Origin of the sequence: Mesorhizobium sp. M0074 (assembly GCF_040322975.1) — a bacterium.
GTDB lineage: Bacteria > Pseudomonadota > Alphaproteobacteria > Rhizobiales > Rhizobiaceae > Mesorhizobium.
On sequence record NZ_JAMYUM010000004.1, the window covers coordinates 184,526 to 199,731 of the forward strand.

Genomic DNA, 15,206 nt, shown 5'->3' on the forward strand with positions numbered 1-15,206 from the left:
CCCGGGTTTGAGCACGTGTTTTAGACATGGGGAGTTGCACGATGAAATTATGGAAAACCATTCTGGCCGCCGCGGCGCTGGCGTTGGCCGCCGGAACCTCGGCGATGGCCGCGCGCACCGACCTGGTCATCGGCATTACGCTCGAACCCCCGCATCTCGACCCGACCGCGGGTGCCGCCGCGGCAATCGACGAGGTACTCTATGCCAATGTCTTCGAGGGCCTGACCCGCATCGGCCCGAACGGCGAGGTGCTGCCCGATCTCGCCGAAAGCTGGAGCATTTCCGACGACGGCAAGGTCTACACTTTCAAGCTGCATACAGGCGTGAAATTCCATGACGGCAGCGACTTCAACGCCGACGACGTGAAATTCTCGCTCGATCGTGCCCGCGCCGACAATTCCGTCAACGCGCAAAAGAGCCTGTTCGCCGCCATCGACAAGGTCGAGGTCGTCGATCCTGCGACGGTGAATGTCACGCTGAAGAACCCGCAAGGCTCGTTCCTCTACAATATGGGCTGGGGCGATGCGGTGATCGTGGCGCCTGAGACCGCCGACACCAACAAGGAAAAGCCTGTTGGCACCGGCCCGTTCAAGTTCCAGAACTGGGCCAAGGGCTCGTCGATCACGCTGGTCAAGTCGGAAAATTACTGGGGCGCCCCGGTGTTCCTCGACAAGGCCGAGTTCCGCATCATTCCGGATGCCGCCGCCGCCGTTCCGGCGCTGCTTTCCGGCGACGTTCAGGCCTTTCCCTTCTTCGACCCCGACAGCGTCGCCCAGGTCAAGGACGACCCGCGCTTCAAGGTGGTAATCGGCTCGACCGAGGGTGAAACCATCCTGTCGATCAACAACAAGAAGCCGCCCTTCGACAAGCTGCAGGTCAGGCAGGCGATTTCCTTTGCGCTCGATCGCAAGGCGATCATCGACGGCGCCTCGGCCGGCCTCGGCGTGCCGATCGGCTCGCACATGTCGCCGGCCAGCAAGGCCTATGTCGACCTCACCGGCCTCTACCCGCACAATGTGGAGAAAGCCAAGGAGTTGCTGAAGGAAGCCGGCCTGGAGAATGGCTTCAAGGCGACGCTGAAGCTGCCGCCGCCCTCCTACGCGCGGCTTGGTGGCGAGATCATCGCCTCCGAGCTTCGCGAAATCGGCATCGATCTCGAGATCATCCCGGTCGAATGGGCGCAATGGCTGGACCAGGTCTTCACCAAGAAGGATTACGACCTGACCATCGTTTCCCACACCGAGCCTAACGACATCGATATCTATTCGCGCAAGGACTATTACTTCAACTACGACAACCCGGCCTTCGACAAGATCATCGACGAGCTGAACCTTACCTCCGACGAGGCCAAGCGCACGACGCTGCTCGGCGAGGCGCAGAAGGTCCTGGCCGATGACGCCGTGGTCGGCTTCCTCTACGAGCTGCCGAAGGTCGGCGTCTGGGACGCCAAACTGCAGGGCCTATGGGAAAACGCCCCGATCCAGGCCAACGACCTGACCAAGGTAAAGTGGACGGATTGATCGCTGACAGAAAGGCGAAAGTTGCACTCCGTCACACCCCCCTCTGTCCTGCCGGACATCTCCCCCTCAAGGGGGGAGATTGAGCCCTCACCCCCGCTTTCGCTAACCACTAGCGTTGCAAGGACAGTGCCGGCGTGGAAACTGCCAATCTCCCCCCTTGAGGGGGAGATGTCCGGCAGGACAGAGGGGGGTGGGCGGGAACGCAAGCTTCGCCCGGCGCTTGCACCGGTCCCCTCATGACCGCCTATCTCCTCAAGCGGCTCGCCATCGCCATCGTCACGCTGGTTCTGGCCTCGATGGTGGTCTTTGCCGTGCTGGAGATCATTCCCGGCGACCCGGCGCGGCTGATGCTTGGCCTGAACGCCAGCGCCGACCAGATCGAATTGCTGCGCAACCAGATGGGCCTCAACGCTCCCGTCGTGCTGCGCTACCTGCATTGGGCCGGCGGCTTGCTGAGCCTCGATTTCGGCCGTTCCTACACCTATTCGGTGCCGGTCATCGATCTGGTCCGCGAGCGCCTCGTCGTCTCGCTGCCGCTGGCACTGATGGCGCTGGCGCTGTCCACAGTCATTGCCATTCCGGTCGGGCTGTTTTCCGCCAGCAGACGCGGCCGGGCCGGCGACACGATTGCGATGGGCGCCGCCCAGCTTGGCGTCGCCGTGCCCAACTTCTGGTTCGCGCTGATGCTCATCTATCTGTTCGCCGTCTGGCTGCGGCTGGTGCCGGGCGGCGGTTTTCCTGGCTGGAGCGCCGGTGTCTGGCCGGCGCTGAAGTCGCTGCTCCTGCCGGCAGTCGCTCTCGCTCTGCCGCAGGCGGCGATCCTCGCCCGGGTCACCCGCTCGGCGCTGATCGAAGTGCTGAACGAGGACTACATCCGAACCGCCCGCGCCAAGGGCCTGCCCTATCGGCTTGTCTTGTGGCGGCATGCGCTGCGCAACGCCATGATCCCGGTGGTCACCATTTTAGGCCTGCAATTCGCCTTCCTGCTTGCCGGCACCATCATCATCGAGAACGTCTTCTACTTGCCCGGCCTCGGCCGCCTGGTGTTCCAGGCGATCAACCAGCGTGACCTGATCGTGGTCGAGAGCGTCGTCATGCTGCTGGTTGCAGCCGTCATCGTCGTCAATTTCGTTGTCGACCTCTCCTATGCAGTGGTCGATCCGCGCCTGAGAGGCCGGCAATGACGCTGCACATCGACATCCCCGACGAGAATCTTGCCGGCATCCTGGCCAAGGCGTTCAAAAACCGTTCGTTCCTTGCCGGCTTCGCCATCACCGCACTGGTGGCCGCGGTCGCGATCCTCTCCTTCTTCTGGACGCCTTACGATGTCACCAAACTGGTCATATCCGACAAGACCCAGGCGCCGTCGCTGGCGCACTGGTTCGGCACCGACCATTTCGGTCGCGACATCCTGTCGATGATCATGGTCGGCGCCCGCAACTCGATTGCCGTGGCGCTGGTGGCGGTCGGCATCGGCATGGGCATCGGCGTGCCGCTCGGCGCCTTTGCCGCGGCGCGTGGCGGCATCGTCGACGACGTGCTGATGCGGCTGAACGACCTGGTCTTCGCCTTTCCGGCGCTGCTTTCGGCAATCATGATCACCGCCATCTTCGGGCCGGGCGCGTTCAACGCCATCATTGCCATCGGCATCTTCAACATCCCGGTATTCGCGCGCGTCGCCCGGGCCGCCGCCCTGGCGATCTGGCCGCGCGAATTCATCCTCGCCGCCCGCGCCGCCGGCAAGAGCAGGACGCTGATCAGCATCGAACATGTGCTGCCCAACATCGCCACGCTGCTGCTGGTGCAAGGCACCATCCAGTTCGCGCTGGGCATACTGGCCGAAGCAGGGCTTTCCTATGTCGGGCTGGGCACCCAGCCGCCAATGCCGAGCTGGGGCCGCATGCTGTTCGACGCCCAGACCCGCATGGTGGTGGCGCCGTGGATGGCGATCTTTCCCGGCATGGCGATCGTCATCACCGTGCTTGGCTTGAACCTGCTTGGTGACGGCATTGCCGACATTCTCGATCCGAAATCGCGGCGGCAGCGATGAGCCTGCTCGAAATCGACAAGCTGTCGCTGACCATCGGCGGCACGCCCATCCTCAGGGACATCGAACTTTCCGTCGCGCCCGGCGAAGTCATGGGGCTGGTCGGCGAATCCGGCTCCGGCAAGTCGATGACGGCGCTCGCGGTGATGCAGTTGCTGCCCTGGGCGGCGCACGCCAGCGGACGCGTCACCTTCGACGGCATCGACATCCTGGCGGCGAGCGAGGACCAGATGTGCGCGCTGCGCGGCGACGACATCGGCATGGTGTTCCAGGAGCCGATGACGGCGCTCAACCCGGTCAAGACCATCGGCGAGCAGGTCGCCGAGGGTATTCGCTGGCACACCAGGGCGAGCCGCGGCGACGCCGAGGAACGGGCGCGAAAAATGCTGGACCGGGTCGGCCTGCCGGCGGCGCAGTTCCCGCTGTCGCGTTATCCGCACGAGTTGTCCGGAGGCCAGCGCCAGCGCGTCGTCATCGCCATCGCCTGTGCGCTGAAACCCAAGCTGTTGATCGCCGACGAGCCGACGACCGCGCTCGACGTGGTGCTGCAGGCGCAGATCCTCGACCTGCTGCGCGACCTCGTAGCGGAAAACCGCATGGGCCTGCTGCTGATCTCGCACGACCTCGCCGTGGTGACCGAGATGGCGGACCGCATCACCATCCTGCGCCATGGCGAGGTGATGGAGGCCGGCGACACGGCGCGCATTCTGTCCGGACAGCTTCATCCCTATACGCGCCAGCTGGCGCAGGCCTCGATGCATGTGCCCGCGCGGGCTAGGCACAGCGTCGGCCAAGGAAAACCTCTGGTTGAGGTAGAGAGCGTGACGCGCGACTATCCGGCACGGCGCATATCGCTGCTCAAGCGAGGGGCTCCCATCCGCGCCGTCGACGATGTCTCCTTCTCCATGGCGCCCGGTCAGTCGGTGGCGCTGGTCGGCCGTTCCGGTTGCGGCAAGTCGACGCTTGCCCGCATGGTCCTGGCGCTGGACAGGCCGACATCAGGGACAATCCGCTTCCGCGGCGACACCCTCACCGGCAAGAGCGAGGCGGAGCTGAGGCCGGCGCGGCGCGACATGCAGGTCGTGTTCCAGGACCCGTATGGTTCGTTCGACCCACGCCAGAAGGTCGAGAGATTGGTGGCCGAGCCGCTGCATGTGCTGGAGAAGAAGCCGGCGCCCGCCGCGCGGCGCGAGATGGTGGCGCATGCGCTGCACGAGGTCGGCCTCTCACCAGGCGACATGGACAAATACCCGCACGAGTTTTCGGGCGGCCAGCGCCAGCGCCTTTCGATCGCCCGCGCCATCATCACCCGGCCGAAGCTGGTCGTCGCCGACGAGCCGGTCTCGGCGCTCGACGTCTCGATCCGCGCGCAGATCCTCGATTTGTTCGCCGAGCTCAACCAAAAACTCGGCATCGCCTATCTGTTCATCACCCATGATCTGACCGTCGCCCGCGCCATCACCGACGAGGTGATGGTCATGCATGACGGCAAGATCGTCGAGCGCGGCAGGACGAGCGAAGTACTCGACCACCCGCAATCAGAAGCCGCCAAGGCGCTGATCACTGCTGCTCCAGACCTGCACCGGGCGATTGCAAAACGGCTGCACGAACAGGGCTGAGCCGCAAGGGGCACGGGCCTTCCGATCTCCCACTGTGGGGTCCGAAGGACGGGGCGAGACCGGTGGCTCGCCCCACGAGGAGGCTCCGGTGGTTGGCGACGTGGGGGAGACGACTGTTTGTGGCCAGCCTATGAAAGTAGAAAAAATATGGGGCCATTGGGCCGATCGCCGATCGCGCAACCCGGACCTGATCGTCCCTTTGCGCGCGAAGGAGATTTAGCGAACTTAGGTTTGGAAATTGCGGTATTAATGTATGTTTTCTGCCTCGCCCGTTCGGCTTTGTCCTGCCGCGTATTCTCCGCATCGTCGCGCTTAAGCTAAGCAAAACGACTGGCAGCAACGGATAGCCCCCAAACACACGAGAGCTTGGCGCTCCAACAAAGCCGTAACTAATCACCACTCGCGCCTTCCGCATCACGCCGGCATCTGTAGTAAAGGTAACCTTAAAGTGAGAAAACTACCCTACAAGGAAGGCACCCTGTTTGCCATTCCGTTGAGATCAGGTGGCTATGGGCTTGGCTTGGTAGCTCATATGGCCCCAATGGGAAAGATTATTCTAGCATATCTATTTGGACCAATGCGTCTGGAATTGCCAAAGGCGGATGAATTAAATGACCTTAGTCCAGATAATGCAGTCAGGTGCCTACGGTGTGGCGATCTCGGTTTAATAAATGGAACTTGGCCAATTATTGGTCAAATGAAGAGCTGGGCAGAAGACAAATGGCCTATGCCAACCTTCGTTCACAAAGAAAGCCTTTCCAACCGAATTCTTATTCGAAAATACTCAGAGTCTGATCCATCGAAGCTAGAGAGCCAAACTAGCGTAGCTTCGGCGGGCGATTTGGAGCAGGACGGTTTACACGGATATCAAGCCGTCGAATTGATTCTGATCGAGCAGCTGAAACCCCATTGATCAAGGAATGACGGTAACGATGTGAATTACGAATTACGGTGACTCCCACTAGCCGGCCTCTCGTCAATGCCGCGCGGAACTTTTTTGGCGGCGTCAGCGGCTAATTTGCATCGGGCGGACTATTCATCCGGGGAGGAGCCCCACGACTAGTGAAGGAGGGATGTCACTGGGTTGTTTGGTGGAGAACAATAAAGACTATAACTCGCTTATGAATGTAATCGGCCCGAATAAGGTGGGTAGTGCGAGTTTACAGGTAAATGATTTCCCAATTGGTCCGTGAGGAGTTGCCATCATGCATTTTAAAATAGCATTGAAAATTGCCGGATTTGTTGCAATTTTGGTTTTCGGAGGATCGGCCTGTACTGTGCCATCAACTCCTGAGATACTGAACTGTTCAAATGGAATCTTTGCAGATAATTGGCCGTTCACTTGGCGAGCAGTTGAGGAGAAATGTATATCACGCGTAACCTCGCAAATTGCGAAGGAGTTCATAGACTGGAATACGAAATATGAAGAATTTAATGAGGATACTGGTGCACTTTACCTTTTTATATGGACGAGATTGATTGATAAGAATCTTGCGACTCCATTGCAATTGGACGAGAGAACGAAAGATTTTGATCAAGTAACTCGATCGCTTACGGACTCTTATGTTGGCATTTACGACGATATTGAAAAATTGCAGGAAGAATTGAAAATGTCTTTGGCCCAAAAAGGAGGCGGGGATGCGAATTCGCTCTATGCGATAAGGCTTTTAGGTTTGGTTCGAATTGAGCACGCGCGGCCCACCATTTTGTTCCTGAAGAGTCTGGTTGATCTTGACACCCACACCATTAAGGTCACGGGACAATACGGGGAAGAGATTGTAGAAATGCAAGAGTTGTTGGATTATCGGGCCAGTGCACAAGGTCGTTAGTTGCCATTCACAGATCCTAAATGACGCGGGTCATTACTTAGTGGCCGCTATTGTGCGGCAGGAACTGGAGAGAATTTCGCAATTTCGGTGCACTTTTATCGCGTTCGCCCGGCTATCATTGCACGTAGATTGACCACATGGCCCGCCTTGCCCGCATAGCGGCGTCCGGCTTCTACAACATCGGCCAGCTCACCTCCACCAACCCTGGGGCAACGCAAGGCAACAAGTATGACGGCTTTGGCAAGCTCGCCCGCCGGGACGTCACGCTGGGCACGCTGACCCACACCACGACCAGCGTGCGCGATGCCTCCGGCCAGACGGGTTGTTGATAATACGGAGCTCGATATACGGTGGACGTAACTGTTACAGGTCCGGCCGGCACCGTTGAGGTTCGCACCGGGTGGATTTTTAGCCCCCGGTTCAAACGTCCCGTCGCTGATGACACTATTCGTGAAGTAGAGTCCCGCTATGAAACCAAAGATCAACGACGTTGTGAGATTGATTTGTGATATGCTGGGAGAATCCCTTCAGGCCGGAGCGTTAGGAGTCGTTGTTGAAGAGCATTCTTATCCCGAGGAGGCATACGAGATTGAATTCAGTAGCGAAAATGGGAAGACCATCGCTCAATTAGCCTTACTTCCAAACCAGTTCGTACTGATTGCTGTGTAAGGAATTACAGCGCACTCTTTCCATATCTCCTCTCCGAATTACGGTGACAGTGCGAATTACGGTAACAGTGCACTTTTTGTTGTGTTCGCTCGGTCGAAATAGCTAGAAGATCGGAGGCGCAGAGACTATGGATATGAACGGGACTTTTGAGAGGATATTCTCAGTAACATCCGTATGGACGTCGATTGCGACCATTCCTATTTCGCTGGCGTGGGGTGAATCCGCCTGGATGGTGGTTTTTATTTTCGCGATACTTGCTGCCTCCTTTGCATTTCCAAGAAGGTTAGCGGAGCTTCTTAATCGTTTCGAACACCCCATCGGTTATCTGGAGAGGAATTTCAAAAATGACTGGACCGGATGGTCGTATACAAAATCAAACATAAACATGATATATAATTTGGGTATGATCCAGAAGTATCACTATGTATTACTTTTAATTACTGTCATTCATTTTTTGATTTCAGGTGCCTTGGGTGAAAGCGAATTAGCTGTCGCGTATCTCGCAATTATGGCTGCATTCTCTTTGATTTCCGTTGCTTTTATTGCCCGGCATAAGAGAAAGAGATAGCGCACTATGATAGTACTTTGAGCATCCGCTGGAGCGGCAAGGGGGATCTTCCCGGTTCCAAGATTGTTTCCCAAAAAGACGCTAAAATCGGTGATGTTGTTTCGTGGACTGCAAAATTCGATGATGCCACCGGGCACACTGCAGTTTACACGGGAAGTCTGAATGTTAATGGTAGCGCGCCCCGACAGTTGCCGGCGATTTTGGAATGATTGGTGCGGGCTAGTTCGATGTTCACTACGGAACAGAGGAGGGCTTGAAGCACGATTACCCCGGGGTTTATAGCTCACCCTCTTTCAGGTCGCTTGATCCCGATTGATGTCGACGTCAGAAATTGGGGGCTGAAATGAAAATTAGTAAGCAGTGCATATTTTCGGCAGCTGTGCTGAGTGCTGTGACTGCCGTATTGGTCTTGCTTATATTCTATCAGAAAATCACCGGCCCTTCGTCCAGATGGAAGGACGCACTATCGCGTGAAAAATTGACCGCACAATTTGGTGACATAAAAGCCATTAGAAGAAGTCAGATTTGGACCTATCTCGGCAAGCCTGATGAACCAAATATGCCCAAGCAATACGATCTTTGGTCTGACGATGCTTTATTTGAAAATCTTTCGACGTAGTATACAGCACTGAAGAATATAAGGCGGAACCGGATCATCAAGATCCGATCGCGGCATATATGTTTTACCAATGCACCGTTATTTTATTTGACCACAAGTTTATACTGAATTCATCACATTTGACGCTTGAGGAGTAGTGGTGACAGTGACGTGCGCTTGGCAAACTATCCCATACCCCGTGCGCCACCCGCGAATACACTGCACCCCGTAAGTGAGAACACAGATAATATCTGTGACAGGTTATCCTGGAGGATGGCCTATGACAGACAAAATGACGTTCAGAAAGTCAGCCGATGCCTCAGCCTTGAGGCTTCACCACATCGGCCGGGCTGATGTCGAGCAGGTCGAGCGTGCGGCGCAACAGCTGCATTTCGCTCCCGGCGAGTTGCGAATCGGCCTTGGCGATTTCGGCCATGTGGCGGGCGAGCAGCTTGCGCCGTTCGACGTCGAGGTCGCGGAACTGCGCGACGGCTTGCGAGCCGTTGGTCTCGTAGCCGAATTCGTTGAGATATTCGATGACGCTGTCGATGCTGGTTTCGGGAATGCCGAAGGCGTCCCGGCAGATACGCCTGAAGGCTGTCATTTCGCTTTCGCTGACCGATCCATCGGCCAATATCATACGGAACAGCATCAGCAGCTCCGCCGACAGCACCGGATCGTCCGCGACCTTGCGCACGCCAGGATCGCCGTCGAAGATCGAGCGTATCTGGTCCAGCAATCCCATCGCCATCAGCCCCTTCCGATTCGTTCGGAAGGTAGCGCGGAATCGGATTTGCGCAAACGGGGTGCGAATGGTGAAAAGGACAATCGCTTCAGGTTTGAATTCGCCTCCTCACCCTTTTAGGGCGTTGGCGCTGCCCCTCACCTGCCTGCCGGCGTCCTCTCCCCGTTTAGTGACGGGGAGAGGGGCGCTCTCGTCACCGATTTCGCCAATCGCAGGCGATGCAAGAAAAGGCGCCGACGTTGCGACCAGCCCTTTCTCCCCGTCACTATACGGGGAGAAATGCCCGGCAGGGCAATGAGGGGCGGCGGCGACATCGACAATTGGTGGTCTCCGCCACAATTTGGAAACTGTCATTCGTCTGAAGCGATGCCCTTCTGATCGAACGCGCAGCACCGTTCTGGCCACTCCCATAAAACTGCTGGCCAATCCGGCAAGCCCCGCTGCGTGCGCTCATTGGTGTGTGACCGCGCGCCTGATACTATGCCGCTGTACGAATCATGTTGAGGAGGGACCGAACATGAATCTCAGTGCGCCTACCCAGCTTATTTTCATTATATCCCTTGTCATCGCCATCATCGGCGTTCTCGCCGCGCTTGGCGTTCTTGCGTTTATACCTTTGAATGCCGCGTGGATTGTCGTCATCGCCTACATCGTGCTGGCCGCCGGCTGCCTGATGCGCGGGGCTTAAACACATCCAGACAACTCCGAATCTCAGGCAACTCGGAGCGCCCGGCCAAAAGCCGGGCGCTTTTGATTCCGACGGATGGTCTGTTAAAGTCGCTTGGCGGAAGGAAAGCGCATGCCCGCCGACAGCAAAGACGGCAGCCATCACGACAGCCCAGGCCTCGATCGATTCGAGATGGTGCGGCGCGCGCCGAGCCATCGGCTTCAGGGCGTCGTCACCGACATGTGCGGCTTTCGCGAAACCATGCCAGGCCATTTCCGCGCCATCGAATATGCCTCGCTGACCGTGCCGCTGGTCATCAGCTTTGCCGAACCCTTTGCCATTGGGCTCGGCAGGGACCCCAGCGACAATGACCGCTTCGCCAGTTTTGCCGCCGGCCTTTATGCCGGGCCGGTGGTGATCGAATCCTGCGGCGGCACCTGCTGTATGCAGGTCAATTTCACCCCGCTCGGCGCTCGTCGCTTCTTCGGCCGGCCGATGAGCGAACTGACCGACCGCATGGTCGGCCTGGATGACGTGCTCGGCGTTGAAGGCATCGCATTTCGCGAAAGGCTCGGCAATGCGCCGGATTGGAGCTCACGCTTTGCCATCGCCGAAGCCTTCGTCGGCGATCGGTTGGCAACCGCGGACCGCACTCAAGCCGACATAGTCTGGGCCTATGAGACGATCGTCTCGACGCGTGGGCGGACCCGCATCTCGACGCTGGCCGAAAAGCTTGGCTGGAGCCGCAAGCATCTTAACGGAAAATTTTCGGACGCGATCGGAACCGGCCCAAAAACGCTGTCGCGCATTGTCCGCTTCAACCATGCGCTTGGGCTGTCGAGACAGTCGAACAGCGCTTGGGCCGACATCGCCGCCGACTGCGGCTATGCCGACCAGGCGCATCTGGTACGCGAGTTTCGCGACCTCGCAGGCGTCGCGCCGACGGCCCTTGCCGCCAGGTAACATTTCTTCAAGACGCGCAACCGGCCTTCGCGCAGACTGGGTTGATCGACCAACCCGCTGAAGGAGATCAGCCATGCCGAACACCACCGAACCACCGCGGCTTTATCCGGCGCTGCGCTACAGGAATGCCGGCAAGATGATCGATTGGCTGTGCGAGGCCTTCGGCTTCAGCGTCCGCGCCCGCTATGGCGAAGGCGACGTGGTGCACCACGCCGAACTCGCGTTCGGCTCCTCGATCATCATGCTCGGCACGGCGCGCGACGACGCCTATGGCAAGATGGTCGGCGCGCCGGGTTCGGACGGCGGCAAGTCGATCTACGTTGCGGTCGCTGACGCAGACGCGGCATACGCGCGGGCAAAGACCGCCGGCGCCGAGATTCTGGAAGAACTCACCGACCGCGACTATGGCAGCCGCGAATTCATCTGCCGCGATCCGGAAGGCAATGTCTGGTCGTTCGGCACCTACTGGCCGAAGGCTGACGAGAAAGCATGATCCCGAAAAGTGGAGACCGGTTTTCGGACAAGATCATGCTCAAGCAAAGTATCTAACGCGCCAGCCCAAAAATCGCGTCGCAGTCGAGGTGGGTTTCCAGTTCGGCTGCGATCTCGTCCAGTGCCCGTTCGACCTCGGCGCGGTAGTCGATGCCGCCGCCCTTGACGCCAAGGCTTTCGAGGAATTTCGCCCGGAAGGCATCGGCGGAAAACAGCCCGTGCATATAGGTGCCCAGCACCTTGCCGTCGGCCGAGATAGCACCGTCATCGATGCCGTTGATAACGGCGGACGGCCGCAGCGTATCCGGACCTGTGGTGCGGCCGAGATGGATCTCGTAGCCCTCGAGCGGCAGATCGAACGGCACCGAGCGCGCGCTGACGTTGCGCACCGTCTTTTCCGGCTCCATCACCGTTTCGACGTCGAGCAGCCCGAGGCCTTGCGTTTCTGTAACGCTGCCCTCGATGCCGTCGGGATCGCGCACGCTACGACCAAGCATCTGGAAGCCGCCGCAAATGCCGACGATATGACCACCGCGTTTCCTATGCGCGGCAAGGTCGCGGTCCCAGCCGTTCTCGCGAAATTTCAGGAGATCGCCGATCGTCGACTTCGAGCCGGGAATGACCACCAGACCCGCATCTTCGGGCAAGCGCTCACCAGGCGGCACGAACACCACCTCGACCTGCGGTTCGGCCTTGAGCGGGTCGAGATCGTCGAAATTGGCGATGCGCGAGAGCATCGGCACGGCAACCTTCAGCGCGCGCTTCTCGCCGGACGCCAGTCGTTCGAGCACGACGGAATCTTCCGATGGCAGCCGCGCCGCCGCCTTCAGCCACGGCACGACGCCAAAACAGCGCCAGCCGGTGAATTTTTCGATCGCCTCGATGCCATCGTCGAACAGCGAGACATCGCCGCGGAACTTGTTGATAAGGTAGCCGACGATCATGCGCCGGTCCTCGTCCGGCAGGATCAGATGGGTGCCCGCGACCGAGGCGATGACGCCGCCGCGATCGATATCGCCGACCAGGATCACCGGCACGCCGGCGCGCGTCGCAAAGCCCATATTGGCAATGTCGTGGCTCCTGAGATTGATCTCGGCCGGCGATCCCGCGCCCTCGACAATGACTAGGTCGGCGCCCTCGCCGACCGTCGCCCAGGAGTCCAGCACCGCATCCATCAGCCGGCCCTTCAGCGCCTGGTAGTCGCGCGCCCGCGCCTCGCCGAACACCTTGCCCTGCACGACGACTTGAGCGCCGACATCGGTCTGCGGCTTGAGCAGCACCGGGTTCATGTGGATCGTCGGCGCCACGCCGCAGGCGATCGCCTGCAGCCATTGGGCGCGGCCGATCTCGCCGCCGCCTGAATCGCCTGGAATATCGGCGACGGCGGCGTTGTTGGACATGTTCTGCGGCTTGAACGGCCGCACCTTCAAGCCGCGCTTCTTCGCCGCGCGGCACAGACCGGCGACGAGCACCGTCTTGCCGACATCCGAACCCGTGCCCTGCAGCATGATCGCCTTGGCCATTATCAGCCCCTGCCCTGCGCAACAGTTCCGGTGATCGTCGACTTGGCCGCCAGTGGCCCGCCACGCCAGAGATAGAGCGCCAGCAGCGGCTCCTTGCCGGTGCGCATGGCGTGGTTGATGTCAGAGGCATGGTGGATCACCTCGCCCGCCGCTCGAAGGCGAAAACCGCCGTCGCCCATGCGCCATTCGGTGCCGCCGGTCAGCGGGATGTAGATCTCCTCCGCGACATGGTGATGATCGGGGTAGACGATGTCGGGTCCAAGGATCAGCAGGCCGGCCGCAACCTCGTCATTGACGAAATGCCCGCGTGTACCGAACACCTCCAGCCAGCCGTAATTGTCGATGAAAACCTTGCCGAAATCCGCCTCGCCATAGGTTTGCCCCCAGCGCAGATCGCCGCGACGCTCCGCAACCAGCCGCGCCAGCGGCTTGGCCGCAGCGGGAGCGAGTTCGACGATACGGTCGAGCTGAAGGAGACAAGGCAGTGCATGCGGTTCGAGCGGCCGGCTTGGCATGTCCCAGCCGATTCGGGCCACGGCGTCGCGCACCAGCGCATCATCGAACGTCTGGAGATAGGCATGGAAGCGTCCAAGCAGTTCGTCGAAATTTGTCGTCACACTTTGCTCCAAAGCGCATTCGCACACAGCCGCTGCCCAGATGGTTGGATGGAGACGATCGGGTTGCGCGGCGGCATCATTGGTCTAGATTGGACTGCGCGCAAAGCCAAAAACGACAGGCCAGCAGGCCGGAAACATCAGGGAGCACGCCATGGACGCCGCTGTCGATGCGGGCACCAGCCAGTTCGAACTCAACGAAGACCAGCGCGCCATCCAGGAGATGGCGCAAGCCTTCGCCGCCGACCGTGTGGCGCCGAACGCACTCGACTGGGATCGCAACAAGTATTTCCCCGCCGATGTGATCCGCGAGACAGGTCCGCTCGGCCTTGGCGGCATCTATGTCCGCGAGGATGTCGGCGGCTCGGGGCTCGGCCGGCTCGACGCCGTGCTGATCTTCGAAGCGCTTTCGCGGGCCGATCCGGCGTTTTCCGCCTTCATCTCGATCCACAATATGGCGGCATCGATGATCGACCGCTTCGGCAGCGACGAGCAATGTCGGCGCTTCCTGCCGAAGCTGACCTCGATGGAATGGCTGGCCAGCTACTGCCTGACCGAGCCGGGTTCGGGATCCGATGCCGCGGCGCTGAAGACGCGTGCGGTCAAAAGCGGCGGCGATTATGTGCTGAACGGCGCCAAGCAGTTTATCTCCGGTGCCGGCGACAGCGACCTCTATGTCGTCATGGCGCGCACCGGCGCCGACGGGCCGAAAGGCATTTCCACCTTCGTCGTGCCGAACGATGCGCCAGGCCTTTCCTTCGGCGCCAACGAGCGCAAGATGGGCTGGCACATGCAGTCGACCCGCCAGGTCGTCTTCGAGGACTGCAAGGTGCCGGCGGAAAACCTGCTGTCGGTCGAGGGCGCCGGTTTCGGCATCGCCATGGCCGGGTTGGACGGCGGCCGGTTGAACATCGCTGCCTGCTCGCTCGGCGGCGCGCAATCGGCGCTCGACAAGGCACTCGCCTACACCGCCGAACGCAAGGCTTTCGGCTCGAAGATCAACCAGTTCCAGGCGCTGCAGTTCAAGCTCGCCGACATGGAGACCGAACTGCAGGCAGCGCGCGTCTTCCTCTACACCGCCGCCTCGAAGCTCGACCGCAACGCGCCGGATGCCTCGAAATGGTCGGCGATGGCCAAGCGCTTCGTCACCGACACCGGCTTCAATATCGCCAACGACGCCCTGCAGCTGCACGGCGGCTATGGCTATCTGCATGATTACGGCATCGAGAAGCTGGTGCGCGACCTGCGCGTCCACCAGATCCTCGAAGGCACCAACGAGATCATGCGCGTCATCATCGCTCGCGCCCTAATCGGACGATAGAGAATTTAGTGAATAGTGAATGGTGAATGGT

Annotated in this window: 18 protein-coding genes; 15 read left to right on the forward strand and 3 right to left on the reverse strand. The window is 59.7% G+C overall.

What is annotated here, in order from left to right; translation table 11 throughout:
* Positions 1 to 41: 41 nt before the first annotated feature.
* The 11 genes from NKJ73_RS07775 (at position 42) to NKJ73_RS07825 (ending at position 8,871) form a co-directional block, all read left to right on the forward strand.
* On the forward strand, positions 42 to 1,520 hold the full coding sequence (locus tag NKJ73_RS07775; protein WP_352568927.1) for an ABC transporter substrate-binding protein: 1,479 nt from the start codon (positions 42 to 44) through the stop codon (positions 1,518 to 1,520).
* A gap of 236 nt (positions 1,521 to 1,756) precedes the next feature.
* Entirely contained in the window at positions 1,757 to 2,704 is a 948-nt protein-coding gene (locus NKJ73_RS07780; protein WP_352568928.1) for an ABC transporter permease, read from the forward strand.
* A complete protein-coding gene (locus NKJ73_RS07785; RefSeq protein ID WP_023676471.1) occupies positions 2,701 to 3,570 on the forward strand; it encodes an ABC transporter permease in 870 nt (289 codons plus the stop codon). Before NKJ73_RS07780 ends, NKJ73_RS07785 begins: the two co-directional genes overlap by 4 nt.
* Entirely contained in the window at positions 3,567 to 5,186 is a 1,620-nt protein-coding gene (locus NKJ73_RS07790) for an ABC transporter ATP-binding protein (RefSeq protein ID WP_023676472.1), read from the forward strand. The genes NKJ73_RS07785 and NKJ73_RS07790 overlap by 4 nt, the downstream gene beginning before the upstream one ends.
* 448 nt (positions 5,187 to 5,634) lie before the next feature.
* Complete coding sequence (locus NKJ73_RS07795) at positions 5,635 to 6,099, forward strand: Imm26 family immunity protein (RefSeq protein ID WP_023676473.1); 465 nt, start codon at positions 5,635 to 5,637, stop codon at positions 6,097 to 6,099.
* A gap of 292 nt (positions 6,100 to 6,391) precedes the next feature.
* On the forward strand, positions 6,392 to 7,015 hold the full coding sequence (locus tag NKJ73_RS07800; protein WP_156937332.1) for a DNA polymerase Y subunit UmuC family protein: 624 nt from the start codon (positions 6,392 to 6,394) through the stop codon (positions 7,013 to 7,015).
* Between the two features lie 137 nt (positions 7,016 to 7,152).
* Positions 7,153 to 7,344, forward strand: coding sequence for a hypothetical protein (locus NKJ73_RS07805; protein WP_023676475.1), 192 nt, complete (start codon positions 7,153 to 7,155; stop codon positions 7,342 to 7,344).
* 139 nt (positions 7,345 to 7,483) lie between these two features.
* A complete protein-coding gene (locus NKJ73_RS07810) occupies positions 7,484 to 7,684 on the forward strand; it encodes a DUF4926 domain-containing protein (RefSeq protein ID WP_023676476.1) in 201 nt (66 codons plus the stop codon).
* Between the two features lie 127 nt (positions 7,685 to 7,811).
* Positions 7,812 to 8,252 carry a hypothetical protein gene (locus NKJ73_RS07815; protein ID WP_352568929.1) on the forward strand — a complete coding sequence of 147 codons (441 nt, stop codon included), beginning with the start codon at positions 7,812 to 7,814 and terminating at the stop codon, positions 8,250 to 8,252.
* 17 nt (positions 8,253 to 8,269) lie between these two features.
* Positions 8,270 to 8,461, forward strand: coding sequence for a hypothetical protein (locus NKJ73_RS07820; protein WP_156937333.1), 192 nt, complete (start codon positions 8,270 to 8,272; stop codon positions 8,459 to 8,461).
* 134 nt (positions 8,462 to 8,595) lie between these two features.
* Complete coding sequence (locus NKJ73_RS07825; protein ID WP_023676478.1) at positions 8,596 to 8,871, forward strand: hypothetical protein; 276 nt, start codon at positions 8,596 to 8,598, stop codon at positions 8,869 to 8,871.
* A gap of 298 nt (positions 8,872 to 9,169) precedes the next feature.
* Here NKJ73_RS07825 and NKJ73_RS07830 read toward each other — a convergent pair whose 3' ends face one another.
* The gene (locus NKJ73_RS07830; RefSeq protein WP_023676479.1) at positions 9,170 to 9,601 is read right to left on the reverse strand and encodes a TerB family tellurite resistance protein; all 432 of its coding nucleotides are present in this window, start codon (positions 9,599 to 9,601) and stop codon (positions 9,170 to 9,172) included.
* A gap of 511 nt (positions 9,602 to 10,112) precedes the next feature.
* Between NKJ73_RS07830 and NKJ73_RS07835 the strand changes: the two genes are divergently transcribed.
* The 3 genes from NKJ73_RS07835 (at position 10,113) to NKJ73_RS07845 (ending at position 11,718) form a co-directional block, all read left to right on the forward strand.
* Positions 10,113 to 10,283 carry a hypothetical protein gene (locus NKJ73_RS07835; RefSeq protein WP_023676480.1) on the forward strand — a complete coding sequence of 57 codons (171 nt, stop codon included), beginning with the start codon at positions 10,113 to 10,115 and terminating at the stop codon, positions 10,281 to 10,283.
* 111 nt (positions 10,284 to 10,394) lie between these two features.
* Entirely contained in the window at positions 10,395 to 11,225 is an 831-nt protein-coding gene (locus NKJ73_RS07840) for a helix-turn-helix domain-containing protein (protein ID WP_352568931.1), read from the forward strand.
* Positions 11,226 to 11,298: 73 nt separating this feature from the next.
* The gene (locus tag NKJ73_RS07845; RefSeq protein ID WP_023676482.1) at positions 11,299 to 11,718 is read left to right on the forward strand and encodes a VOC family protein; all 420 of its coding nucleotides are present in this window, start codon (positions 11,299 to 11,301) and stop codon (positions 11,716 to 11,718) included.
* A gap of 52 nt (positions 11,719 to 11,770) precedes the next feature.
* On the opposite strand, the gene NKJ73_RS07850 is transcribed toward NKJ73_RS07845, so the two are convergent.
* Positions 11,771 to 13,240, reverse strand: coding sequence for a cobyric acid synthase (locus NKJ73_RS07850; RefSeq protein ID WP_023676483.1), 1,470 nt, complete (start codon positions 13,238 to 13,240; stop codon positions 11,771 to 11,773).
* Between the two features lie 2 nt (positions 13,241 to 13,242).
* Complete coding sequence (locus tag NKJ73_RS07855; RefSeq protein WP_023676484.1) at positions 13,243 to 13,857, reverse strand: dimethylsulfonioproprionate lyase family protein; 615 nt, start codon at positions 13,855 to 13,857, stop codon at positions 13,243 to 13,245.
* A 151-nt stretch (positions 13,858 to 14,008) separates the two neighbouring features.
* On the opposite strand from NKJ73_RS07855, the gene NKJ73_RS07860 reads away from it, so the two are divergent.
* Complete coding sequence (locus NKJ73_RS07860) at positions 14,009 to 15,175, forward strand: isobutyryl-CoA dehydrogenase (protein WP_352568932.1); 1,167 nt, start codon at positions 14,009 to 14,011, stop codon at positions 15,173 to 15,175.
* Positions 15,176 to 15,206: the final 31 nt, after the last annotated feature.